The 23928-nt window shown below is 43.5% G+C and carries 20 protein-coding genes and 1 riboswitch; all 20 genes read right to left on the reverse strand.

Features of this window, described 5'->3' with window-relative positions; genetic code table 11:
• Window position 1: 1 nt before the first annotated feature.
• The 20 genes from pgeF to ACQXR1_RS09835 all read right to left on the reverse strand — a co-directional run bounded on the left by pgeF (window position 2) and on the right by ACQXR1_RS09835 (window position 23824).
• Window positions 2-838 (reverse strand): peptidoglycan editing factor PgeF, encoded by an 837-nt coding sequence (gene pgeF / locus ACQXR1_RS09740; RefSeq protein ID WP_430772043.1) that lies wholly within the window; start codon window positions 836-838, stop codon window positions 2-4.
• Between the two features lie 162 nt (window positions 839-1000).
• Entirely contained in the window at window positions 1001-1246 is a 246-nt protein-coding gene (locus tag ACQXR1_RS09745) for a YlmC/YmxH family sporulation protein (protein ID WP_003232153.1), read from the reverse strand.
• Window positions 1247-1328: 82 nt separating this feature from the next.
• On the reverse strand, window positions 1329-2609 hold the full coding sequence (gene ylmB / locus ACQXR1_RS09750) for an N-formyl-4-amino-5-aminomethyl-2-methylpyrimidine deformylase (protein ID WP_430772044.1): 1281 nt from the start codon (window positions 2607-2609) through the stop codon (window positions 1329-1331).
• Window positions 2610-2693: 84 nt separating this feature from the next.
• A riboswitch (TPP riboswitch) is annotated at window positions 2694-2795 on the reverse strand.
• 10 nt (window positions 2796-2805) lie between these two features.
• Complete coding sequence (locus ACQXR1_RS09755) at window positions 2806-3600, reverse strand: ABC transporter ATP-binding protein (protein WP_014663897.1); 795 nt, start codon at window positions 3598-3600, stop codon at window positions 2806-2808.
• 147 nt (window positions 3601-3747) lie between these two features.
• Window positions 3748-4530 carry an RNA polymerase sporulation sigma factor SigG gene (gene sigG, locus ACQXR1_RS09760; protein ID WP_014663896.1) on the reverse strand — a complete coding sequence of 261 codons (783 nt, stop codon included), beginning with the start codon at window positions 4528-4530 and terminating at the stop codon, window positions 3748-3750.
• Between the two features lie 139 nt (window positions 4531-4669).
• The gene (gene sigE / locus ACQXR1_RS09765) at window positions 4670-5389 is read right to left on the reverse strand and encodes an RNA polymerase sporulation sigma factor SigE (protein WP_003221446.1); all 720 of its coding nucleotides are present in this window, start codon (window positions 5387-5389) and stop codon (window positions 4670-4672) included.
• Between the two features lie 62 nt (window positions 5390-5451).
• Window positions 5452-6381 (reverse strand): sigma-E processing peptidase SpoIIGA, encoded by a 930-nt coding sequence (gene spoIIGA, locus ACQXR1_RS09770; RefSeq protein ID WP_040083797.1) that lies wholly within the window; start codon window positions 6379-6381, stop codon window positions 5452-5454.
• 193 nt (window positions 6382-6574) lie between these two features.
• The gene (locus ACQXR1_RS09775; protein WP_430772045.1) at window positions 6575-10876 is read right to left on the reverse strand and encodes a bacillopeptidase F; all 4302 of its coding nucleotides are present in this window, start codon (window positions 10874-10876) and stop codon (window positions 6575-6577) included.
• A 300-nt stretch (window positions 10877-11176) separates the two neighbouring features.
• The gene (gene ftsZ / locus ACQXR1_RS09780; RefSeq protein WP_014663893.1) at window positions 11177-12325 is read right to left on the reverse strand and encodes a cell division protein FtsZ; all 1149 of its coding nucleotides are present in this window, start codon (window positions 12323-12325) and stop codon (window positions 11177-11179) included.
• Between the two features lie 35 nt (window positions 12326-12360).
• Window positions 12361-13683: a cell division protein FtsA gene (ftsA, locus tag ACQXR1_RS09785; RefSeq protein ID WP_003238682.1), complete on the reverse strand. Its 1323-nt coding sequence runs from the start codon at window positions 13681-13683 to the stop codon at window positions 12361-12363.
• Between the two features lie 173 nt (window positions 13684-13856).
• A complete protein-coding gene (locus ACQXR1_RS09790) occupies window positions 13857-14222 on the reverse strand; it encodes a small basic family protein (RefSeq protein ID WP_003238683.1) in 366 nt (121 codons plus the stop codon).
• 17 nt (window positions 14223-14239) lie between these two features.
• The gene (locus ACQXR1_RS09795; protein ID WP_041521328.1) at window positions 14240-14947 is read right to left on the reverse strand and encodes a DUF881 domain-containing protein; all 708 of its coding nucleotides are present in this window, start codon (window positions 14945-14947) and stop codon (window positions 14240-14242) included.
• A gap of 22 nt (window positions 14948-14969) precedes the next feature.
• A complete protein-coding gene (locus ACQXR1_RS09800; protein WP_014663891.1) occupies window positions 14970-15665 on the reverse strand; it encodes a DUF881 domain-containing protein in 696 nt (231 codons plus the stop codon).
• Window positions 15662-16453 carry a cell division protein DivIB gene (gene divIB / locus ACQXR1_RS09805; protein ID WP_430772046.1) on the reverse strand — a complete coding sequence of 264 codons (792 nt, stop codon included), beginning with the start codon at window positions 16451-16453 and terminating at the stop codon, window positions 15662-15664. The genes ACQXR1_RS09800 and divIB overlap by 4 nt, the downstream gene beginning before the upstream one ends.
• A 129-nt stretch (window positions 16454-16582) precedes the next feature.
• The gene (gene murB / locus ACQXR1_RS09810) at window positions 16583-17494 is read right to left on the reverse strand and encodes a UDP-N-acetylmuramate dehydrogenase (protein WP_014663889.1); all 912 of its coding nucleotides are present in this window, start codon (window positions 17492-17494) and stop codon (window positions 16583-16585) included.
• 31 nt (window positions 17495-17525) lie between these two features.
• Window positions 17526-18617, reverse strand: coding sequence for an undecaprenyldiphospho-muramoylpentapeptide beta-N-acetylglucosaminyltransferase (gene murG, locus ACQXR1_RS09815; RefSeq protein WP_151257020.1), 1092 nt, complete (start codon window positions 18615-18617; stop codon window positions 17526-17528).
• Between the two features lie 120 nt (window positions 18618-18737).
• On the reverse strand, window positions 18738-19838 hold the full coding sequence (gene spoVE, locus ACQXR1_RS09820) for a stage V sporulation protein E (protein ID WP_014663887.1): 1101 nt from the start codon (window positions 19836-19838) through the stop codon (window positions 18738-18740).
• 59 nt (window positions 19839-19897) lie between these two features.
• Complete coding sequence (gene murD / locus ACQXR1_RS09825) at window positions 19898-21253, reverse strand: UDP-N-acetylmuramoyl-L-alanine--D-glutamate ligase (protein WP_430772047.1); 1356 nt, start codon at window positions 21251-21253, stop codon at window positions 19898-19900.
• Entirely contained in the window at window positions 21254-22228 is a 975-nt protein-coding gene (gene mraY, locus ACQXR1_RS09830) for a phospho-N-acetylmuramoyl-pentapeptide-transferase (RefSeq protein WP_003238695.1), read from the reverse strand.
• A gap of 111 nt (window positions 22229-22339) precedes the next feature.
• Window positions 22340-23824 carry a UDP-N-acetylmuramoyl-L-alanyl-D-glutamate--2,6-diaminopimelate ligase gene (locus ACQXR1_RS09835; RefSeq protein ID WP_040083219.1) on the reverse strand — a complete coding sequence of 495 codons (1485 nt, stop codon included), beginning with the start codon at window positions 23822-23824 and terminating at the stop codon, window positions 22340-22342.
• Window positions 23825-23928: the final 104 nt, after the last annotated feature.

Here is a 23928-nt window from a genome sequence, read left to right on the forward strand (position 1 = left end):
TTTATGCCTCCTTCATTCCGATAAAGGACATCATCCGTCCAGCTTTCCCCTGATCGCGGCGGTGAGAATAGAAAAGAGACGGCTCGCTTTCCGTGCATAAACCGCTGACAGAAATCTGTTCATTTGCCAAACCGCTGTCTATCAGTATGAGGCGGTTCAGCTCTTTCAAATCAAGCTGATATTGTGCCATTGCCGTCTGATTAACGGCAAGGTCTGCTGAAACCGGCAATGCGCGGACAGCATCCATGACACGGTCATCTACCGTATAGCATGCTCCGCTGATAGATGGGCCAATAACAGCCTGAATATCTGAAGGATTTGAACCTTCCTTCTCAGTCCATTGCTTCACCATTTCTCTGCCAATCTGTTTGACAGTGCCTTTCCACCCGGCATGGGCAACTCCGACAAGTGATTTAACCGGATCATAAAAGAAAAGAGGCACACAATCAGCAAAGCATAATGCTAAAAATACATTTTTTTCGTTTGTATAGAGCCCGTCCGTTGCTTTTAGCGCTGTGTGATACTCACGGGCGCCTTTTCCCCTATCCCTCTGCGTTACTTTCTGAACGCGATTATCATGTGTCTGATCAGCGAATACCCAAGACTGCAAATCAGTATTAAACATATCGGCAATATATTCACGATTTTTAACTACATCTGCATCTTTGTCATGAACGTGCAATCCTGTATTTAACGATTCAAAAGGCTTTTGGCTGACACCGCCGTTTTTCGTCGTAAATCCGGCAATGACTTCTTTGTCGTTTTGATTCGTTTGAGCCCAGTCTTGTATCATGAGTGTCGAGGGTGTGGTAAGACTAAATGGGTGATATGTATTCATGATGATCCAACCTTTCGACAAACATTTAAAAAAGCGGAATTTCCCACTTATTTTACCACATCTTTCTGCATTCGTTGAGCGCCGATTTGCATATTTCTAAATGAAATGTGCCGGAAGAAACGAGACTTCCGGCATTTGCCAATCCGCGGCAGAAAAGCAGGTTTATGCATGCGGTTCACTTAATCGGACCAAGATTACATCTTCCCCGATTTTTACTATATTTCGCCATGGAATGACCAATTCCTCTTCTTTTCCGAAAAATCCGAGCACTTTCCCATTTCCTCCTAGTATGATCGCCTGAATTTTTCCAGTAGTCACATTGATATCAATATCACCAATACTCCCCAGCTTTTTTCCGTTTGAGACATTGACGACATCCTTCACCTGAAATTCTGAAATGCTGATCATTCCATCACGTCCTTTTTCCGTCCTTTTGTTCAAGTATATGAACGGGCAGGCTGAACCTTGTCAGCAAGAAGAAATTTTCATGTCATTGTTCTTTTTTCCGGCTGCACCAGCTGATGATAAAATCGAGTAAAATTTTTGTATACTCTACTAGCTGCTCAATGGATACCTTCTCGTTCACGGAGTGTGCATTGTGCAGATCGCCAGGACCGTATATCACGCATGGAATACCGGCATCATACAGCCACCCACCATCTGTAACCGATTGAGAAACGTCAATAATTGGACTCTCCCGCTTCACTTTCTCATGAGAGGCAGTAAGCGCTAAGACGCCTGGGTGGCCAGGGTCAACTTCCAATGCCGGAAAAATTTCTCCTCTGTCTTCAATCATCGATGAGCCTCCCCACTTAAATACGGGGCGGTTTTCCCTAAGCCAAATATCACTGTCACTCAGCCGATTGACGTAATCTTCTATTTCCGCTGCCACTTGGTCATGGGTTTCATTCGGATAAAAATGAACTGTGATCCACAGCCGGCATTCGTCCGCTATAAAAGCCGCATGTCTGCCGCCTTCTATAACAGCCGGGTTAATTGTATTTGTGCCAGGTTTAAAGCCGGGATAACGTTTCATAATGGACCAGTGGCGCTCAAGTTCACCGAGTCCCGCAATGATTTTCGCCATTTTTTCAATTGCGCTTGCTCCGAATGTTCCTCCGCCTGCATGAATCATATTTCGTCTCGTTCCATCATGAAATGTTTGACTGCTTTTGATTTCGATCCAGCCTGTAATGACACCGCCTTGGCCTTGAATATGCATATCGCTCGTATCCGCGACAATTGCAAAATCAGCGTGGTAGCCCCTCTTGCAGCATTCAAGCGTGCCGGCTTCTCCAACTTCCTCCCCGATAACCGATTGCAGAATCAGATCACCGGGAAGTTCAATGCCTGCTTCACGAATTAATTTGACAGCAAACAGCACACATGCCATTCCGCCCTTCATATCGGAAGCGCCTCGCCCGATTAAGAGACCGTTTTTTTCAATTGGATGAAATGGATCGTGCTCCCATTCCTCATCCTCCTTTACCTCTGCCACATCTACATGGCCATTGATGATCAGGCTATGATAATCTGCTGAACCAGTTCCCTTTAGCTGGCCTACAACATTGGGATCTCCAGAGTATACACCCCATTTGTCGATCGAGAATCCTAATTCATTTAAAAATCCCGAAATCCATGACTGAATCCCCTCTGTATTTCTTGCAGGCGGAGCAGGTGTTTGATAAGAAATCAGCGCTTTTGCCAGCTGAATAAGCTCCTCCTTTTGTTCTTCCACTTTTTTGAGCAAAGAGTCTATTTGTTGTTCCAATCTAATCCGCTCCTACTCTTAAAATAAAAAGCCGTTTCAAATGTTATGAAACGGCTCAATAAAAACAAACAGAGTCCTATGCACTCTGTTTATTCACCGCTTCCCTCCGCTGGCATGATCCAGATCAGGTCAAAAGGGTTGAGACAAAGTCTCTCTCAGCTTCGCAAAGCACCCCTAGGATGAATCTATGTGTTTGTCAGGCATTCGTTATCGGCTCAGCTCTTGTTAAAAACGGCCGATCTTGATTCCATAATACATGGATTGGCGTATCAAAAAAAGCGGAAAGTATTTGATCAGTAAGCATTTCCTTTATTTCTCCGGCTCCAAAGACCTCTCCCTGCTTTAATAAAAGAGCTTTATCAAAGACAGGCAAAATTTCCTCAGCATGATGAGTCACATAAAGGATAGATGGTGCATTTTCTTTGTTTGCAATGTATGTAATCGTATCTAACAACTTTTCCCGGGCAATAAAATCCAGCCCTGTGACTGGTTCATCCAGTATCAGCAGCTCCGGATCGGCCATTAGTGCTCTTGCAATCAATGCTCTTTGTTTTTCCCCTTGAGAAAGGGTTTCATAGCGACGGTCGGCATATTCAATTGCTCCCAAGTCCTCTAACAAACCAATCGCTTTTTCCCTGGTTTCCTTACTTGGCGTTTCATATAACCCAATTGAAGCGTAAGCTCCGCTCAAAGCAATTTCAAAGGCTGAATCTGCCGGGTACAATTTTTGCTGAAGAGCTGCTGAGACGAGGCCAATTTTACGTCTGAGTTTTTCCCCAAGCTCTGTCTTGCCAAATTCATGGCCAAGCACCTGCATCTCGCCTGATGTTGGAAAATAATAAGAGCAAAGCATATTTAACAGTGCTGTCTTCCCGGCGCCATTTAGGCCGTAAAGCACCCAATTTTCCTTTTCTTCCACCTTCCAATGAATATCCCTCAATATCCATTTCCCATTCCGTTTTAATGAGACATTGTCAAGCTGCAAAATCATCGTGGTCCTCCTCTTGATTGCCTTTTGTAATTGTTTTAATTTTCTTGAAACTTTGTACAAACTAGGATACCTTATTTTTTCCAAAACGTAAACCGTCGGCAAACAATAGAAAAGCCTTTAAAACAAAATCGTTTTAAAGGCTTTTCATTATTGATGAATATTTTTATTCATTTGTTTGATAGCCGCTTTTTCAAGTCTGGACACCTGTGCTTGGGATATTCCGATTTCCTCGGCGACTTCCATTTGGGTTTTCCCTTGGAAGAATCGCTTTCTCAAAATCATTTTTTCCCTATCATTCAGCCTTCTCATGCCCTCTTTTAAAGCCAGCTCTTCAATCCATTGTGTATCTGTATTGCGCTCATCACTGATTTGGTCCATCACATAAATCGGGTCTCCGCCGTCGTTATAGATCGGTTCAAATAGAGAAACCGGATCCTGAATGGCATCAAGCGCAAATACAATTTCCTCATGCGGTACTTCAAGAACTTTTGCGATGTCTTCTGCAGTCGGCTCCTTGCTTGTCTCACTGATTAACCGCTCTCTTACCTGAAGCGCCTTGTAAGCGATGTCCCGGAGTGATCTTGAGACACGGATCGGGTTATTATCGCGTAAATACCTGCGGATCTCTCCGATAATCATAGGTACTGCGTATGTTGAAAACTTAACATTGTGGCTTAGGTCAAAATTATCAATGGATTTCATTAGTCCGATGCAGCCGACTTGAAATAAGTCATCAACATACTCCCCTCTGTTATTAAATCGTTGAATGACACTTAAGACAAGACGCAAGTTCCCATTTACAAGCTTTTCTCTTGCTGAATCATCGCCTTCATCCTGCAGCTGCCTAAACAGCTTTCTCATCTCTTCATTCTTGAGTACTGGTAATTTGGAGGTATCCACCCCGCAGATTTCGACTTTATTTCTTGACACTTTTTTCCCTCCCTACAGGAGCTGCTGTACACCGTTAAGTATCTCCTTGGGTGGGAAAAATATGCACTGCACTCAGGCCGAAAAACTGTCGAAATCAGGAAATCCCTGTAAAATCAAGGGGTTCTACCCATAAAATTTTTTACACCATTTTGTTGAACTCTTTTCTCAATCTTTTTATAATTCGTTTCTCAAGCCGTGAAATATAGGACTGTGAAATCCCCATCATATCCGCTACATCCTTTTGGGTTTTTTCTTCTTCACCGACAAGCCCAAACCGCAGCTCCATAATTTGCTTTTCCCTCTCATTAAGCTGTTCAAGCGCTTTTTTCAAAAGCTTTTTATCTACGTTAGCTTCTATGTCTTTAGTGATGATGTCATCGTCTGTGCCGAGCACATCAGAAAGCAAAAGTTCATTGCCGTCCCAATCAATATTAAGCGGTTCGTCAAAGGAAACCTCTGAACGGATTTTGTTGTTTCTCCTCAGATACATCAGAATTTCATTTTCTATACAGCGGGAGGCATAGGTCGCCAGCTTAATTTTCTTTTCTGGATTGAATGTATTCACAGCTTTGATCAATCCGATGGTACCGATGCTGATTAAATCCTCTATATTAATTCCCGTATTTTCAAATTTACGGGCAATATAAACGACCAGGCGCAAATTGCGTTCAATTAAAATGGCACGTGCCGCCTGATCGCCGTTTGGGAGCTTCATTAACAACACCTGCTCCTCATCTTTAGACAATGGAGGCGGCAGGGCTTCACTCCCACCTATGTAGTAGACTTCATCACTTTTCAGCCCAAGTTTCATCAGCAGCTTATACCAGAGGTGCGTCAACCGTAATTTTAGTTTTTTCATCTTCCTCTCCCTTCTAAATGTACCGCCGTTTGAGTATGATAAGTAACGGACATTTGCGAACTTTATGAAACGTGTTTGACAGCCTTGCCCGAAAGCATTTTCGGATGAATAATCGCATCAAACTCTCCATCTGCCGAAAGCTTTGTTGTGCTGATACCGATTAAGCATTTATCTGCACAAATCATTTCTTCTTTTGTCATAATCGTTACGTGGTCCGGTTTAACGCATAATAAAAATTGATTTTGCTGACCAACTCCCCTGTATGGAATCAACCTCATTTTATCTAAAAAGCGAAATGAATCATCAAGCTGTTCGATGGCTTCCAGCGGGTCTGTGTTTCGAATGATCATCGTTTCGGCTGCTCCGAAAATCGGCTCCAATTTATCAACGTAAATGATCATAACCGGTGTTTTTGTAAGAGGATCGTAGAGCTGATTGCCCGAATCAATCAGGCCTCTGACATGAAGTGTTTGGTTGCCCAAATCGGCCTGCACGCTGACTCGTTCCTCATATTGAATGTTTTTTGTTTCAATATCTTCGATTCTTCTTTTAGAAAAAAACCATAATGCTGGAAAGCCAGCAACAATAAACAACCAGCTGATCGGGTCTCCAAACCCTGTTTGATTGGTAATCATGACACCGTTTCGAACAATAGAATTTGACTGCAGCAAAGAATGAGCTCCGATAATTCCTCCCCCCATTAAAAAAGTGGCAAAATAAAAGGAAAACAAATTTTGAAAAAAAAAGCGAAATCTTTTAAAGCCAAATGTCACCAGTACAATCACAACTGAAAAAGCTAGCTTCCCAGCCGGATGGTCAACAATCGGCGAGAAAGGAGTAAACATCAAAAGGACAATACTTGAACCGATGAACGCCCCGCCTATCAGTCTTCTTTTTTTCACATGCCGTTTTAAAATAAATGCCGTGAGCAAAAGCAAAAGTGCATCAAAACAAAAGTTTAACAGCCAAATGACATCTAAATAGATTTTCACATCTGACTCCTTTCTTTCTTGCCTCACGCTGTTCCTCTTCTTGCTCCATAAGTATAAAGCAAGCTCTGTGGGAAAGTCTGTCAATTAATGTTGAGAGGAAAATACAATTTTTCAGGGAAATCTGCTTAATTTGTCGAGGAAGTGTAATGAGAGGATATAAAAAAAGCTGCCAGTGACGGCAGCTTTTTTCTACTTAATTTTCTGTGTTGATATTAAGTTTTCCATTCGCAGTTTTTCTCGTTTCATTTCCATAATCATCTCGTACGATCACTTCTACTTTTGCTCCGGTTGCTTTAATAGAAGAAGTGGCTGTCCAATAGCCTTCATATCTCCCCGGAGAAATTTCTCTTAACGGGAGCTCGGTGGCGTTTTGCACACTCGCTCTTGCATTTGTCAGCGGCATACGAATGATAAACGTTGCATCCAAATCCTCAGCGCTTGAGAAAGCGATTTTCACAGATTCACCGGCTTTTAAGTTTTTATCCTCTCCCGGAATCAAGCCAGAAATGACAGGCTTGTCAAAGTTGACATCAATGACTGTCTTTTTCGTCGTTTTGTTGCCTGCAAGGTCTGTAGCAATCACCTTGATTTCATTTCTTCCATTATCCAAAAGAATACGGGCTGAGTATGAACCATCAGCTACTGTTGCTTTTTTGCCATTCACCTTGACGTCTTTCAGATTGTCATCGGATACAGCCCCTTTGACAGTCAGCGTTTCTTTATTTGTTTTCTCGCCATCCTTTGGATTGTCCAGTGTTAATTCAGGCTTTTCTTGATCAAGCGTGACCGTGATTGGGCTGGAGGCATCCGTTGCTCCGTTATCTGTTGATGCAGTTGCCGTCAGCTTATTTTCGCCCTTGCTGAGTGTGATGCCTGTCTGGAACGTGCCGTCCGCGGCAGTTTTTGTTTCTCCTGCTTCTTTCTCTTCATTATAAATGTGTACCGTTGTACCAGGTGAAGCTTTTCCTTTTACAGTGACGTTCTCCTTATTTGTGTATGACTTGTCTGTCGGTGAAGTAATCTCAGGCACAGCAGCTTCGTAATCAACTAATGCGCGAATCATATAGTTGCCGTCTGCTTCGTCACCCGGCTCCCATTTTCCACCTATATACTGCCAGTTGCGGCCGGAATTCTTGCCGGTTTCATCCATTGCCAGTCCAGGTGAATACGGGTCAGGTTTCGACTGGATATATACGAGATAAAAGTCTTTATCGACCATAATCCCTTTTGAACTGAGATCTACCTTAGTCCACTCGCCATTGCGAAGAGCTACAGCGTTAAATGGCCCGGCAATTTTCTTGCCCGGTGCTCCGCCTTTTCCTGTAGCATCGTATACCTCAACCTTAAACTCTGTACCGCCTGGATCTGGGAACTCTGTATCCCAGAATCTAAACAGCCCTCCTGTAAGCATGCCTTTGTCCTTGCCGTCAGCCAGCGTCATTTTTACCGCCCATCCGTTCCCGGCAGCAAAATAAGAATTGGCATTCTCGGCTGTCCCGTCATCATATGCAATTTCACCTGGATAACCAACGAAAGGCTTCAATGCAGTTTCTTTTGTAACATTACCTTTTAACTCAACGGAAAATTCATCGCTGTAATAACCCGGTGCAGCGACTTTAATCGTATAAGAGCCTTCATAGGCCTCGAGCGTATATTCACCTTTGTCGTTCGTCGTAGCCGGTTCAACCGCAGCATCCTCTACAACATAAATGGAAGCGCCTTTTACCGGCTCTTTTGTCGTTTTATTGATAACCGTACCTTTTAATGTGCCCTTCTTCATTTCTTCTAACGTAAAATTAGCTTGTGTCGTCTGGTCCGCCTGCAGAGACACTTTTTGTGTTTTCGATTGATAACCGTATGCTTCTGCAATAAGCGTATAGTCTCCCGCTTTGTGCGTCAGCGTGTACCGCCCTGTGGATTGATCGGAATATGTTGATTTTCCTGTTTCCACTACACTGACTTGTGCCCTGAGCGGCAAAACTTGCGGCTGTATAGCTTTACTCTCGGTTTTTACAGCTGTATGTTGAGATGGCTTTGCTTTTTTCGGATTTACTGCCTTTTTCTTTTGTTTTCCAGACGGCTTTTGGACGCCCAGCTTATTCTTTTTGGCTGTTTTTCCGGCTGATTTGTCAGAAAGCGCTACATCATCAATGTACCAGCCCTCTTTGTTAATACTTTCATCTGATTGTAGGTTAAACATCACTTGAATGTTTTGGCCTTTATAAGCCGATAAATCAATTTCTTCATTCGTCCAGCTTGATGTCCTTCCATTATAAACACCGGCCTGCTTCCAATTCTTTTCTCCCTCAGGCAGAACAAAAACGTAGCCGTAATCAAAGTCATCCTCTAAATTGTGCCAGCTTTTAAATTGAAGAAACAGACTTCCTGAATCAGGAACTTTAACAGGAGGCATAACAAGGTTCATGTTTGCCGAGTTGGCATAATTCCCCGCCAGATTTGTTCCATATACTTTTTCTCCGGATGCTGCTGAATTTGGGCCAGTTGACGGAACGCCCCATTCCCAGTTATTATTTGTTCCGCTTGCAAGCCAGCCGCCGGCTGCAGTTTCAAAATCCTGCTTATATCCCACCGTAATACTTGGTTTCACTGTTATATCATATATGTCAGACGAAACCATATGTCCGCCAAAATCCTGAATGATCCACTTATAGCTTAGCTTAGTTCCTTTTATGTCTGGGATCTCTGCCTGATACGTTCCTTTTAGATGATCACCACTGATTCGTTTAGCCGTTACATCTGTCCATTCACCTTGATCAAGCTTGTAGGACAGTTTTACAGATGTCACACTCACATTGTCTTCAGCTGTTATAGTCAGCGGCAGGCTGCCACCTTCATACGCTTCTGTCACTTTCTCATGCTGGAAGACAGGAGGCTCTTGATCATCCCCTTCTACAGAAACTTGTCCTTCTGCTTTGCCTAACCCATCTGTGACAGCGGATACAGCATCAAAAGCGTTCACCAAACCATGGCCATATCCGTTATTCGGAGAATCAGGGAATGTTGAATCTGTCAGCGGTTCAGCCGTGCTGGTTAATATATCCTCCATCTCATCGACAGAAAGTGAGGCATCCGCCTGTTTCAACAGTGCAGCAACAGCCGATACATGCGGCCCTGCCATTGATGTGCCGTCCCATCCGTCCTCATATGTCTGACCGGGAACGGATGAACGAATATTTACGCCCGGTGCAGATATTTCCGGCTTTATTTCATCATATGGAGATGGCCCTTGAAGAGAAAAGTCAGCGAGCTTTTTATTGATATCAGTCGCTCCAGTTGCAAACGATTCCGGATAGTTTGCAGGGTTTGCGATAGATCCAGGCCCGCCAGGAATAAAGAGATCTGTATTCCCCGCAGAAAACTCAGGGAAAATGTCGGCCGCACGCCAGGCATTGACCATGTCTCTATACCATTCATCAAGTCCTGAGCCTCCGCCCCATGAGTTATTGACAACATCAGGAGCCATTTCCGGGTGAGGGTTGCCCTCTGCGTCCTTTGGTGCTAAAATCCATTCACCAGCATCCAAAATGTCAGCATCAGTGCCGCCATCTTCCGAGAACGCTTTAACAGCGATCCATTTTGCGCCAGGCGCTACACCGATTTGATTTGTTCCATCGGGCTCAGATCCCACCATCGTACCTGTCACATGGGTTCCGTGAGCCAAATCATCATAAGGGCTTGCCCCGCCTGCTACAGCATCATACCAGTTCATTTCATTTTCAGGCTCATCGGGATTTTCAGGGTTATATCCGCGATATTTCTCTTTTAATGCCGGATGGTTCCATTCCACACCGGTATCAATGGACGCAACAACTGTACCAGTTCCATCGTATCCAAGCGCCCAGGCTTTTGGAGCATCGATTTGGTCGACATTCCATTCCACACCGTCAGTTGCTTTAACTGCTTTTTGCGCTTTTTTCATATTAAATGGGGAGGATGACTTAAAAAGCTGCCGTTTCTCATTAGGAAGCACTTTTTCCACTTCGGGAAACTGCGCCACTTTTTCCATAACTTCTTTTGAGGCATGAACAGCAATCCCATTCACCACATAATAAGAATGAATCTGGTCTGCATTTCCTTTATCTTTCTGGGTGTTCAAGTATGTTAGGACGTCTTGCTGGGATTCATCGGCTGTGACTTTTAAAGATGACACAACGGCAGAGCGCTTTTGATATTCCGTTTTAGCCGCAGACAGCTTCTTCGATTTCGCTTTTTTAACAGCCGCTTTTGCCGCTTTTTCTGTGTCGGCCTGATCTTTAAATTTAATCAGAAAGGTCGTTTTGTCTTTCTTTTTAAAGCTTTTCTTTAATGAACTCGAGATCTTGTTTTGAATGGATTCCGCAGTTTGAAGCTCCTTTTTAACAGAAGCTGAGGTGACTTTGCTGCTTGCCCCGGCTGCTCCCGGAAACAGCAGTGAACTAATGACAACCGTACTTAAAACAGAGCTGATGAGTCTGTTTTTCGTTTTTTTCCTCATTTTCATCCCCCTTTTTCAACATGCTTTGTAAAAAATATGTCGTCCCTCCTTTTAAAAATGAATGGTTTGTCAGAACATCGCTGTATGTTAACTGTAGACAATCTAAATTACAGATATTGTCGTTTCATGTCAGCTAATTTCCATATATATGAAAATGATAAAATTGTCACGAAAATAAATAGGTCTATTCATCCATTTTATTACTAAACGAAGGAGGTAATAGGGAAAAAGGCTATATAAGAAGAAAGTTTGATGAGAAAAACAAAAAGGACAAAATCGAAAACGATTTTGTCCTTTACATTAGCCGCGTTTATTACGGTTTCTTAAGAATGTCGGGATGTCAAGCGTATCATCAGCCGGCTGTGAAGTATGACGGCTTACTGTGTTCTGCTGCTGAGGCTCCTCACGTTTGGGCTCACGCTTTGGAACACTTTGATTGTGTGTTTTAATGCTTTGATTTAAGCCTGGGCGCTGAGGCTTCGTCACGTCCTTTTCTTGTTCAATAAAGCCCGTTGCAATCACTGTCACCACAATCTCATCTTTTAGATTTTCATTAATAACAGAACCGAAAATCATGTTTACGTCTTGATCAGACGCCGAAGCGACAATGTCTGCTGCTTCCTGAACTTCATATAGGCTGAGGTTTGTTCCCCCAGTGATGTTCATGAGAACGCCTTGCGCACCGTCAATGGCCGCTTCAAGAAGCGGGCTGGAAATGGCTTTTTTCGCTGCCTCTGCCGCACGGTTTTCCCCGGTAGCAATACCGATACCCATCAAAGCAGATCCTTTGTTTGACATGATCGTTTTCACATCAGCAAAGTCAAGGTTGATAAGACCAGGTGTAGCAATCAAGTCAGAAATACCTTGGACCCCTTGACGGAGTACGTTATCCGCTTCACGGAATGCTTCAAGCATCGGTGTGTTTTTATCAACAATTTCAAGGATACGGTCGTTCGGGATCACAATCAGTGTATCCACCGCTTCTTTCATTGCCGAGATTCCGCCTGCAGCCTGAAGCTGTCTTTTGCGTCCTTCGAAGGTAAACGGTCTTGTTACAACTCCGACTGTTAATGCGCCTAAGTCTTTCGCGATTTGTGCGATAACCGGTGCGGCACCTGTTCCTGTTCCGCCGCCCATACCAGCTGTCACGAATACCATGTCAGCGCCTTTTAACGCTTCTTCAATCTGCTCTTTGCTTTCTTCAGCGGCTTTTTTTCCGACTTCCGGATTCGCACCTGCTCCCAATCCTCTAGTCAGCTTTGCGCCGATTTGCATTTTCACTTCTGCTTTTGACAGGTTAAGAGCTTGAGCGTCCGTATTTACCGCGATGTACTCTACTCCTTGCACTTCATTTTCAATCATTCGGTTAACGGCGTTGTTACCGCCGCCTCCTACTCCGATTACTTTAATTGATGCTAAGCCGTCTATGTTTGTTTCGAACTCCAACATGCTAAATCCTCCTAATCTGCCGAATGACTATCTATCTATTCCCAAAACATGCTTAATAGTTTTTTCATTTTGCTCTGTTTATTATGTTCGGCTTGTGTTTTTTGTTTTCCTTTTGGCCGCTGCTGCACCTCATTTTGATGATGATGCTGCTCTTGTTCCTCAGATGATGAGACTGCGATTTCCTGTATCGCTTCTTCAGGCATCTTAAAGCCTATTTTTCTGCCTTGGATTCTTGCATTCCGGCAGGCGAATTGGATCAGGCCCACTCCCGTCATGTATTGAGGATCTCTTACACCGATATAATTCGGGCTTGCCACCCTGACGTTATTTTGCAGCACATCCTGTGCCAAAGACATGACACCCGGCATTGCCGCTTGTCCTCCTGTCAGCACGAAGCCTCCCGGCAGATCGGTAATTCCCATACTGCGAAGCTCTTCTGAAACAATTTCAAGAATTTCTTCTACTCTCGCTTCAATGATATTCGCTGCTTCTTGCTGTGTAAATGTTTGTTTTTGATTGGTGCCTATAACGGTTACCTCAAATACTTCATCCTCCGAGGCTTCGTCATAGTAGGCATGTCCAAATTGTTTTTTCACGCGTTCTGCTTCTTCTGTTGACGTTCTCAATCCGATGGAGATATCTTTGGTGATATTTTCGCCTCCGAGAGGAATGACACGGGTAGAAGTGAGATGTCCGTTCTGGAATACGGCAATGGTTGTTGACCCTCCCCCTATATCAATGAGAGCCACACCAAGGTTTTTCTCGTCCTTTGATAATGCAGCAGAACCGGCTGCCAGCGGCTGAAGACAAATATCAGTTATTTCAATACCAGCTCTTTCAACACAGCGGAGTAAATTATGTAAGATTGTTTTTGAACCGGTGATCAAGGTGCCCTCTACTTCTAAACGCACACCCAGCATTTTTTTCGGGTCGGTGATTTCATCTCTTCCATCTACGATAAACTGTTTAGGAATGACGTCGACAATCAGCTGTTCGTGCGGTACTGAAACAACCTGTGCCGCCTCCATGACACGGCGTACATCTTCAACCTGAATTTCTTTATTTTCACTGGAAACTGCTACAACGCCGTTTGTATCTTGAATATTGATATAATTTCCATTAACGCCGACAATAGCTTTTCTAAGCGGAAAACCTACCATTCTTTCAGCTTGGTCAAACGCTTTTCTTATAGAATGAACGGTCTCATCTATATCAACGATTGAGCCTTTTTTCAACCCTTCAGACGGTACATTTCCCACACCGATAATATTAAGGGAATCATCTGTCATTTCTCCGACGATCACTTTTGTATTGGACGTACCGATGTCAAGACTGACGTAAAGTTCATTGTTGTTCATTCTATGGCACCTCCTCACATTTCGATCATTTCTATTCTATTATTTGCGGAACAACAATACAATGAATGTGGCTTTACAAGTGTGTAACAAAAAATAACAACAGAATATTTTTATGTGCTATTCACATTTTATGTTTATTGAAAATATTCGTTATATCCTATGTATATCCTCTTTTATATCACATTTTTTTTATTTTTTTTAGAAAGAGTCCACTTTGTTAGTAGATTTCTTCTGATAACGGCTATATTCTGAAATAATCTGACTCCAAAAGCGAATATACCTGCTAAATACAAGTCTACACCAAGATGGACTCCCAGAAAAGCTAAACTTATTGCCAATATAATATTAAAAAAGAAACCGGAAACAAATACCATTTCATCATATGTACCTTGTAAATGCGCCCTGATTCCGCCGATTAATGTATCAAGTGCTGCAAGCACCGCAAGCGATAAATAGTTTGAGTATTCACTCGGTATCGTTAAGTTTGTCATCAGTCCAATCGCTATTCCGAGCACCAGTCCCAATACGGGCAGCCACATGACAATTCTCCTCCTTTTCAGTCTTTAAGCAGTTTCAGCTGTTGTACGTCTAATGGTCTGTCATATGCTTTTAATGTTAGTTTGCTTTCAGATTTACCGGCTTTTAATGCTAAATTTTCAGATGCAAAAAGATCCTCAAGGCCTGACCCCTTCACCCTGCTGTACAACATGTCCGGATCTTTGGCAAGCACTTTTACTGTTAAAGGATAATCGTCAAGAGCGTACCCGTCTATTTTTGTTGTGCCGTTGATATCTCTGATGACTGTATGATTCACAACTCTTCGCTCGTTAATTGAGATATGCTCTGCACCGAAGAAGTTGAGTTCATTCATCAGCTTTTTCAGCAAATCCGGAGGCGGATTTTCGATCGCCTCTCCTGTTAAGCTTTCAGAAAAAAGCGGGGAAATAGTGATGACAATTCCGCTACCTGTTATATCGGTCATGCCGGCTGTTTTTTTTAAGGTTTGCAAGGTATTATTGAGCGCGGTTTCTTTTGTCATTTCTTTCGTTTGCGAATAGCTATTCAGCAGTTTATCATATTTGTTTATTTCAGCCAGCAGCTTTTCCTGCTTCTTCTGCTCTGATGTCAGCTCTTCCCTAATGTCCCACATATCTCTTGTATCCCGGACTTGAGGGTGTTTTAATGAATTAAACTGAACAGAAATCATCAGGCCGAAGATGACCATAAGCACACTGATGCTTATGAAGGAACGCTTTATTTTCAATCTGTTTCACCCGCTTTTTCAGTCATTCCTTCGTTTTCAGAATCGGTTTCATTTGTACGTTTTTCTCTTTTTCTGCCGAAACAGAAATATGATCCAGTGACAGCTGATCGATCAGGCCTCCTGCGATATTTAACGAAGGCAGAAGGACATCCGGATCTCCAATAGCAGATATCGTAAACGGAGCGGGATGCTGCACCCCGTCTACCGTTACAACAGGACCATTGCACTTGATATAAGAATCATGCGTCAACCGCTGTCCATTTACGGCGACGGCAGCTGCTCCCGAGATATACAGTTCGTTTACCACTTGGAAGATATGGCTTTCGTGAACGATATAACTGTTCACATTCTCCCCTTCCGGTATGTATGACGCATCTTCCAATGTCACCTCAACGCCTTCTCCCTGCACACCGACTTCCCCAATATACATCCTGTATTTTTCTGTATCTTCGAGGACGTTATAGTATTCCGTCTTCTCTTTCTTCAGCTTATTTTCCGCCTGGCGGACTTTGTTTTGCTTTTGATATAATTCTTTTTCAAGCTTCCTATTTTCTTTCTCTTGTTTCAGAAGTTCATCTCTCAGTGCATATTCTTTTTTCCACTCTTCCGTCTCAGCCGCGCTTTTGTTGTTTTCTTTTGTCATTTGAAAAGAAAATGAAATCAAAAAGCCTGCAATAAGCATAATCAAGGAAAGAAGGACTGCTGATTTGCCCCTCAATTTTCATCTTCCTTTTTGGCAGTTTTATCGTTTTTTCCGAACTCTTCAAAATAGGTGGCAACTTCTAAATGAATAATTCCTTTTTTATTGCTGCTAAGCTGTGAAATGATAGAAGGATACGTCTTCATTCGATCTGCAAAGGTTTTAATAGACGCGGTGACAACATAACCGTCGTTCATGTACAACTTAATACGGTTTTCATCCATTTTTACAGGCGTATAATAAATTTCTGAAATCGACTGTTTTAGCGAATTTGACAGCTCATCAAGCTGCTTGGCCATTTGAGAGCGTTTCTTCGCGTTTGTCCAATTGACCAAAATCGGCCCGGCATCATCCGGCGTTACTTCATTTGGCAGAACTGAGCCGTTTTCAAGCACTTCATAGTACACATCGTCTTTTTCTAAATAAGCAATCGCTTTATATTCTTCGATTGCAATGTTGATTTTATTAGGAAGCGATTTGCTGATCTCCGCTTTTTTCACTAATTTATTTTGCTGAATCTTCTTTTCTGTTTTTTGCTTGTCCAAACTCCAAAACTCAGTATCTCCGCTGTTAATATCGGAAAGGTCGATAATTTCCTTTTTAGATACATTTTCATTCCCAGTAACAGAGATTGTTGATACTTTACTGATTGGCGTTTGCAGGTACACAATGACCAGCACCATAATAAAAAAGAGCATAATAAATGAAATGAGACGGCGGTTTGCCTTCTGTTTCCTCTGCTCTTTAATTTTAGGGATCCGCTCTTCAATGTTAACGATTTTTTCTCGGTCTTGACCCGGGTTCATTGCCTGTTCACCTCATTCAAATGAAACAGCTGTTAAAAGTCTGTCTATTCCAAAACAAACGGCATGCTATGATGCCGTTTGTCGTTTGCTTACAGTATATCATATGAACAGCTTCAGTCAGAACTTGAATCAGCGATTTCCGCCGATGATTTCAACCTCTGTGTGCATATCAATCTCGTATTTTTCACGGATTGTCTTTTTCACATGGTCAATAAGATCAAGTACATCTTTTGCTGATGCTCCCCCCGCATTGACGATAAAGTTTCCGTGCATCTCCGATATCTTTGCACCGCCGATTTGATATCCTTTCAAGCCTGCTTTTTCAACAAGGTTCCCGGCATGATTCGGAAGCGGATTTCTAAAGATGCTTCCCGCACATGGGCTTGAATACGGCTGTGTATTTTTTCTATAGTCTTTATTGCTTTGCATTTGCTGAACGATTGATTCCTTATCCTTCTGCTCCAGCTTCAAAACAGCTTCAAGGCAAACGCCCGGACGTTTCTTTTGCAGTACAGATGTCCTGTAGCTGAAATCCATCTGTTCATTTGTCAGCCACTCAATCGTACCGTCTTCAAATAAAATGTGCGCTTTGACGAGGATCTCGCTCATATCAGAACCGTGAGCGCCGGCATTCATATAAACCGCGCCGCCGACTGATCCTGGAATGCCGGCAGCAAATTCCAAACCGGACAGGCCTTTTTTGCTCAATGATGTAGCAAGGCGGACCACTGAATAACCGCCTCCGACTGTTACTTGTTCCCCTTCAAGCTCCAAGTGGTCAAGACCCGCGCCCAGCTTAATCACTACGCCTCTTATTCCTTCGTCTAAAACAAGAAGATTTGATCCGCGTCCGATGACTGTCCACTTCACATCATATTTTTTAATCACGTCCATGATGTCTTTAACAGCATCTACACTGCTTGGAATGACCAATACATCCGCAGGTCCGCCGATTTTCATTGTTGTATGATTCGCGAGCGGTTCATTTGCAAGAACCTTGCCGACTTCGCGTTCTTTTAATTCCTGTATCACTTTCTCCATCGTAAACCTCCGCATTCCATTTGCTTTTCTATTATTTTTTCAATTCCTCGAGTACGCTGTATAGACGGGCAGCCGCGTCAGGAACACCGAGTGACTTTGTTCGTTCGCTCATTTCCTTTAACGTTTGCTCATTCAGTACAATCCGGTCTAGCGCTTCAATCAGCTTCTCCCCGCTGAGCTCTGTTTCTTTCAGTACAATCGCCGCATCATGCTGGCCGAGAGATCTCGCATTGACCTCCTGGTGGTTCGCTGTCACGTATGGACTCGGGATCAGAACACTTGGAATTCCAAGAGCAGTAATTTCGGCAATCGTAGTCGCACCGGCTCTGGCCACAATGACATCAATGGCCTTTAAATACTCCGGCATTTGATGAAGAAACGGCTTTGTGACCATATTATCAGCTGCACCCTTGCTTTTCAGCTCATTCATTACTTTTTCATAGTGAACTTCACCGGTGATATACAGCACTTGGTAGTCTCTTGTTTTCAACGCATCCTGCATCTCAATGACAGCGCGGTTAATCGGTGCTGCGCCCCTGCTTCCGCCAAAGATTAAAACGGTTTTTTTCTCTTCAGAAAGCCCAAATTCAGCCATTGATCGGCCCGTCTTTATTGAGACGACTTCAGAAGCTCTCGGGTTTCCCGTAAATACAACTTTCTCACTAGGAAAATGTGATTTTGCTTCTTCAAAACAAATCGCTACCTTATTAACATATTTTGAAAGAAACTTATTTGTGATGCCCGGCAGGCTGTTTTGCTCATGGACAATAGTCGGAATTCCCATTTTCGCAGCGGCATAGACCACCGGCCCGCATACATAACCGCCCGTTCCAATCACAGCATCGGGCTTAAATTCCGCTAAATACGATTTGCTCTTTTTGACGCCCTTTAGAAAACGCATCACAGTCTTGACGTTTTCAAATGACAGCTTTCTTTTAAATCCTGTAATTTCAATTGATCGAAACGGTATATTCTCCCGCTCAACAATTTTTTTCTCCAGCCCGTTTTCTGTCCCGATATATAAAAATTCTACATTAGGATGACGTCTTTGCACTTCTTTAATAAAAGCAAGCGCGGGATAAATATGTCCCCCTGTACCGCCTCCGCTTATTGCAATTCGCATATCTTTTCCCCCAGTCTAAGTTTCTCTATAACATAACGATAACCCTGTTTTGTTGGACAGGGTTATCGCATCAATTGTTTCCTAGCTTCCTGTTAGACAGGGCGCTAGGCAAAACATTCGTTAATACCTCGAGTAGCGGCTTACATTCAGCAGCACCCCGACAGCCATCAGCATCAGAGTCAATGAAGAGCCTCCGTAGCTCAGAAACGGGAGCGTGATGCCTGTTACCGGAATCAGGCCCGTGACTACGCCGATATTGATCATGACTTGAATGGCAATCATTGAAATAATACCGACTGCGACAAAGCTTCCGTACAGATCAGGCGCACCAAGCGCAATTCTGATTCCTCTCCAAAGCAGGACGCTGAAGAGGAGCAAAATAAGTGTTCCCCCGATAAAGCCCAGCTCCTCTGACAAGATGGCGAAAATAAAGTCTGTTTGCGGCTCAGGCAGATAAAAGAACTTCTGTCTGCTTTGTCCGAGTCCCATTCCGAACAATCCGCCGGGCCCCACTGCATAAAGCGATTGAATGATCTGAAATCCGCTTCCGAGCGGATCTTCCCATGGATTTAAGTATGAGGTAATCCGCTTAATCCGATATGGAGCCGATAGTACGAGCCCGACAAATCCGCTGAGGCCGATCAGCCCGAGAAAGACGAAATGGGCGATCCGCGCGCCGGCTACAAAAATCATGACAATACAAGTTCCGACCATTACTGTCCCCGTTCCGAGGTCAGGCTGGCACATAATAATCAAAAATGCTGAAAACACGATGCCAAGTGCAGGGATGAACCCCCGTCTGAACGATGTGATGTTTTTTTGTTTTTCAGAGAGAAATTTAGCAAGGAATGCAATCATCGCAAGCTTCATAAACTCTGAAGGCTGTATGCTGAATGCTCCGACTCCGATCCAGCTTCTTGAACCGTTCCGCACCATTCCGACGCCCGGTATCAAAACAAGCACCAGAAGGAAAAAGCAGATAACCATCAGCAATTTGGACCATGTCCTCCAAGTCCAATAATCGACATTCATGATAAAAAACATAGCTATGACGCCGATTCCCGCAAACAAAAGCTGCCGTTTCGCGAAAAAGAATGAGTCATCAAATTTATAATCCGCCCATACCGCACTCGCACTGTACACCATAATTAATCCGATTGTTAATAATAATAACGTAATGATGACCAATAACAAATCAGGCGATGTTTTTTTAGTAGTCAAAGCAATCGACACCCCAAGCTTAAAGTCATTAGGGCTGCCGATTACTTCAAGACAAGCCCTTACTTAAGCATATGCACGGCATCTATAAACATGTCACCGCGTTCTTCAAATGTTTTGAATTGATCCCAGCTCGCACACGCGGGTGAGAGCAGGATGACATCTCCTTCATTTGAGATCGCAAACGCCGCAGATACTGCTTGTTCAACATTATCGACACGTTTGACATGTTGTATTCCCAGCTCATTGCCGAGTTTCTCAAGTTTTGGCGCCGTCTGGCCAAATGTAAGCACTGCTTTGACATGTTTCATATAAGGTTTCAAGTCATCAAAACCATTTCCGCGATCCAGTCCGCCCGCAAGCAAAATGACCGGCTTATCGAAAGCTGAAAGCGCCTTGCTTGTCGCCAAAATGTTTGTTGCTTTACTGTCGTTATAAAATTTGCGGCCATTCACTGTCGTCACATATTGGAGGCGGTGCTTCACGCCAGTAAAGCTTGTCAGCACTTTTTTAACCGCCTCATTGGACGCACCTGCCGTTTTCACAACTGCAATCGCTGCTAAAATGTTCTCCAGGTTATGAGCGCCGGGCAGGACAACCTCTTCCAGAGGAAGAATGGCTTCGCCGTTAAACATAATCATACTGTCTTTTACGTAAGCACCCTGTTCAAGCGTTTTGCTGGCTGAAAATGGGATCATTTCAGCTTTTCCAGCTTCAGCAAGACGCACAACCGTGTCATCATCTTGGTTGACAATGGCTTTATCTGAGGCAGTCTGATGAAGATACACTTTCTGTTTCGCTTTTTCATAGTTTTCCCGTGTATGGTGATAATCCAAATGGGCGTCAAATACATTTAAAATCAGGCTGATTTCCGGTCTGAAAGCGTGTGTTCCCATCAGCTGGAACGAAGACAGTTCAGTAACGATCCATTCGTCCCCATCAGCATGATAGGCAACCTCACTTGCGACTGTGCCGATGTTTCCGGCAATCAGTGCTTTTTGCGAGTCAGCTTTGAGCATTTCGTAAATCAGCGTTGTCGTGGTTGTTTTACCGTTCGATCCGGTAATTCCGATAAACTTGGCGTTTGTCAGGTAGTAAGCGAGCTCAATTTCCGTCCAGACCGGAATGCCTCTTTTCTCTGCTTCCTGAACCATAATGTTTTCATAAGGAATTCCCGGGTTTTTGATCAGAATCGTGATTTGATGCTGATCGAACAGAGAAACTGGATGCTCTCCGCAAACCACTTCGATTCCTTTTTCAGAGAGCTTTTGTGCCGGTTCGTTTTCTTCAAAAGGCTTTTGGTCATTGACTGCAACATAACTGCCTTTTTCATGAAGAATGGAGGCCGCCGCATACCCGCTTTTCGCAAGCCCAAGGATTAAAAAATGCTGATTCTGTATAAATTGATCATTTTTCACTTATAACCACACCTCGATGTAAATTCCTAAAACGGCAAGCAACAGTCCCGCAGCCCAAAACGTCACGACTACTCTCCATTCAGACCAGCCGACAAGCTCGTAATGGTGATGAAGCGGACTCATTTTGAAAATTCGTTTACCTGTCGTTTTAAAGCTGATGACCTGCAGAATAACAGATAATGTCTCAATAACGAATACACCGCCGATGATAACCAGCAGGATCTCTAATTTCGTTAAAATGGCAATGGTAACGATGGCTCCTCCCAATGCAAGCGATCCCGTATCTCCCATAAACACTTTGGCCGGATGAGCATTAAATACAAGGAAGCCCAGAACTGCGCCGACAACGGCCACTGAGAAAATCGCTACGTCATATTGAGACTGATTCCATGCCAGAATGGCAAAGGCACCAAAGGCAATCGCCGCAGTACCGGATAATAAGCCGTCAAGGCCGTCAGTCAGGTTAACTGCATTTGATCCGCCGACAAGCATAAAGAGCACCAGAATAAAGTAAGCCCAGCCTAGATCAAATGATAAGTCAGTTCCAGGAACGCGAATATCTGTCGCAAAATTGTAGTAATGGTACACCGCATAAAATACAACTGCAATAATAATTTGGCCGATCAGCTTTTGCTTTGATGTCAATCCAAGGTTGCGCTTCATGACAACCTTGATGTAATCATCTAAAAAGCCAAGCAATCCATAGCCGAGCGTAACAAACAGAAGCAGCACCATTTCGGGGCTTATTTCTGAAAACTTCTGTGTCATCACAATAGTTGTCACTATGATAGAAAGTATAATCATAACCCCGCCCATTGTCGGTGTCCCTGATTTTTTCTGATGTGATTTCGGTCCTTCTTCTCTAATACTCTGGCCGAATTTTAATCTTCTTAAAAACGGAATAAGAATCGGAGAGAGCAGAACACTAATTAAAAAACCCATTAAAATTGTAAACAGAATGACTTGCTCAAGCATTGTCCTTTTCTCCTCCTGTTTCTTTCAAACGACATACGTAGTTATCATATTCATGATTTTTTTCCATATGAAAAATCTTTTCAAGCTCCATTATTCAATAACATCTCTTTCCTATGAATTCGTCTTATTCTTATTGAGTTCAACAATGGCTCTCGCCGCTACTTCAGCATCATCAAAATCGAAGGTTTCATTTCCGATCTGCTGATAGGTTTCATGTCCTTTTCCTGCAATGAGGACAACGTCGCCTTTTTTGGCATTGGCAATCGCGAAAAAGATCGCCTGTTCGCGGTTTGCAATACTGTGATAGTATGCGTTCTCTACTCCGGCTTCCATATCTCTTAAAATCGCGCGAGGGTCTTCGCTTCTCGGGTTATCTGAAGTAAAAATCGGCTCGTCAGCCAGCTCCACAGCAATTTTAGCCATTTTCGGGCGTTTCGTCTTATCTCTGTCTCCACCGCAGCCGACAACGACAAATAGCTTTCCTTCTGTCATGTCTCTGCATGTCTCCAGCACATTTTCAAGGCTGTCAGGTGTGTGCGCGTAATCTACAATGACAGGAAACTCCTGCTGCTGATTGACCAATTCAAAACGTCCTCTTACACCACGCAATTCTTCAACAGCCTCAGTGATGATTTCAAGTGGTATGCCTGCTGCAATACATGTCGCAACAGCGGCCAGCACGTTATACACATTAAATTGTCCGACGAGAGACATCGTGATGTGCTTCGTGCCTTTGTTTGTCACAAGATCAAAGCTTGTGCCCTGTGCAGTGATATTGATGTTCTTCGCCATCACGTCAGCATTGTTTTTAATTCCGTATGTAGAGATATGCGCTGCTGTTACCTTTTCAAAATAAGCGCTCGCCTCATCGTCAGCATTCAGTACGGCACGCTTTGGATGTTCATGGTTGAAAGCCCCGCCAAGTTGGGAAAAGAGCAGGCTTTTTGCATGCCGGTACTCATCCATCGTTTTATGATAGTCCAGATGGTCCTGTGTTAAATTCGTAAACACGGCAATATCATAATCACAGCCGTGAACGCGTCCTAAAGACAAGGCGTGGGAAGAAACCTCCATGATAGCAGTGTCGACGTGCTTGTCATTCATTTTCTTAAACGTTTTCTGCAGCGTGACGCTTTCCGGAGTCGTGTTTTTCACTGGAAGTGTTTCGTCTCCGATTTTCATGTACATTGTACCGATCAAGCCTGTGCGTTTTCCCGCTTTTTTCAAGATCTCATCGACCATATGGGTCGTTGAAGTTTTGCCGTTTGTCCCCGTTATCCCGATCAGCTGGAGCTTCTTCGTCGGCTGTCCGTAAAACGCATCAGACAAAACGCTGAGCGCGCGAAGTGACTGCCGGACAATAATAACAGGAACATCCACATCGACCTCTCGTTCTGCCACAATAGCCGCTGCGCCGTTTTCTACTGCTTTTTGCGCAAAATCGTGGCCATCCACCGTATACCCTTTTACACATACAAAAAGACTCCCTTTCTTTACTTCTCTGGAGTCCATCTCAATTGAAGTTATTTCAGGGTCTTGTGAGTCGTTTACAGAAGGTTCGGTTGTTAAGTATGTAAGCAGCTTTGTAAGTTTCATCGTATCAAACCTCTCAACATTCTAATTCGTTCTTTTTATCATTGAAGTCACATCAAAGGATGTGGTAATGATTTTAAGCATACAGTTCATATTTTAGCGTAAAT

Source organism: Bacillus sp. ATD (assembly GCF_050585765.1).
In the GTDB taxonomy this organism is placed as follows: domain Bacteria; phylum Bacillota; class Bacilli; order Bacillales; family Bacillaceae; genus Bacillus; species Bacillus stercoris.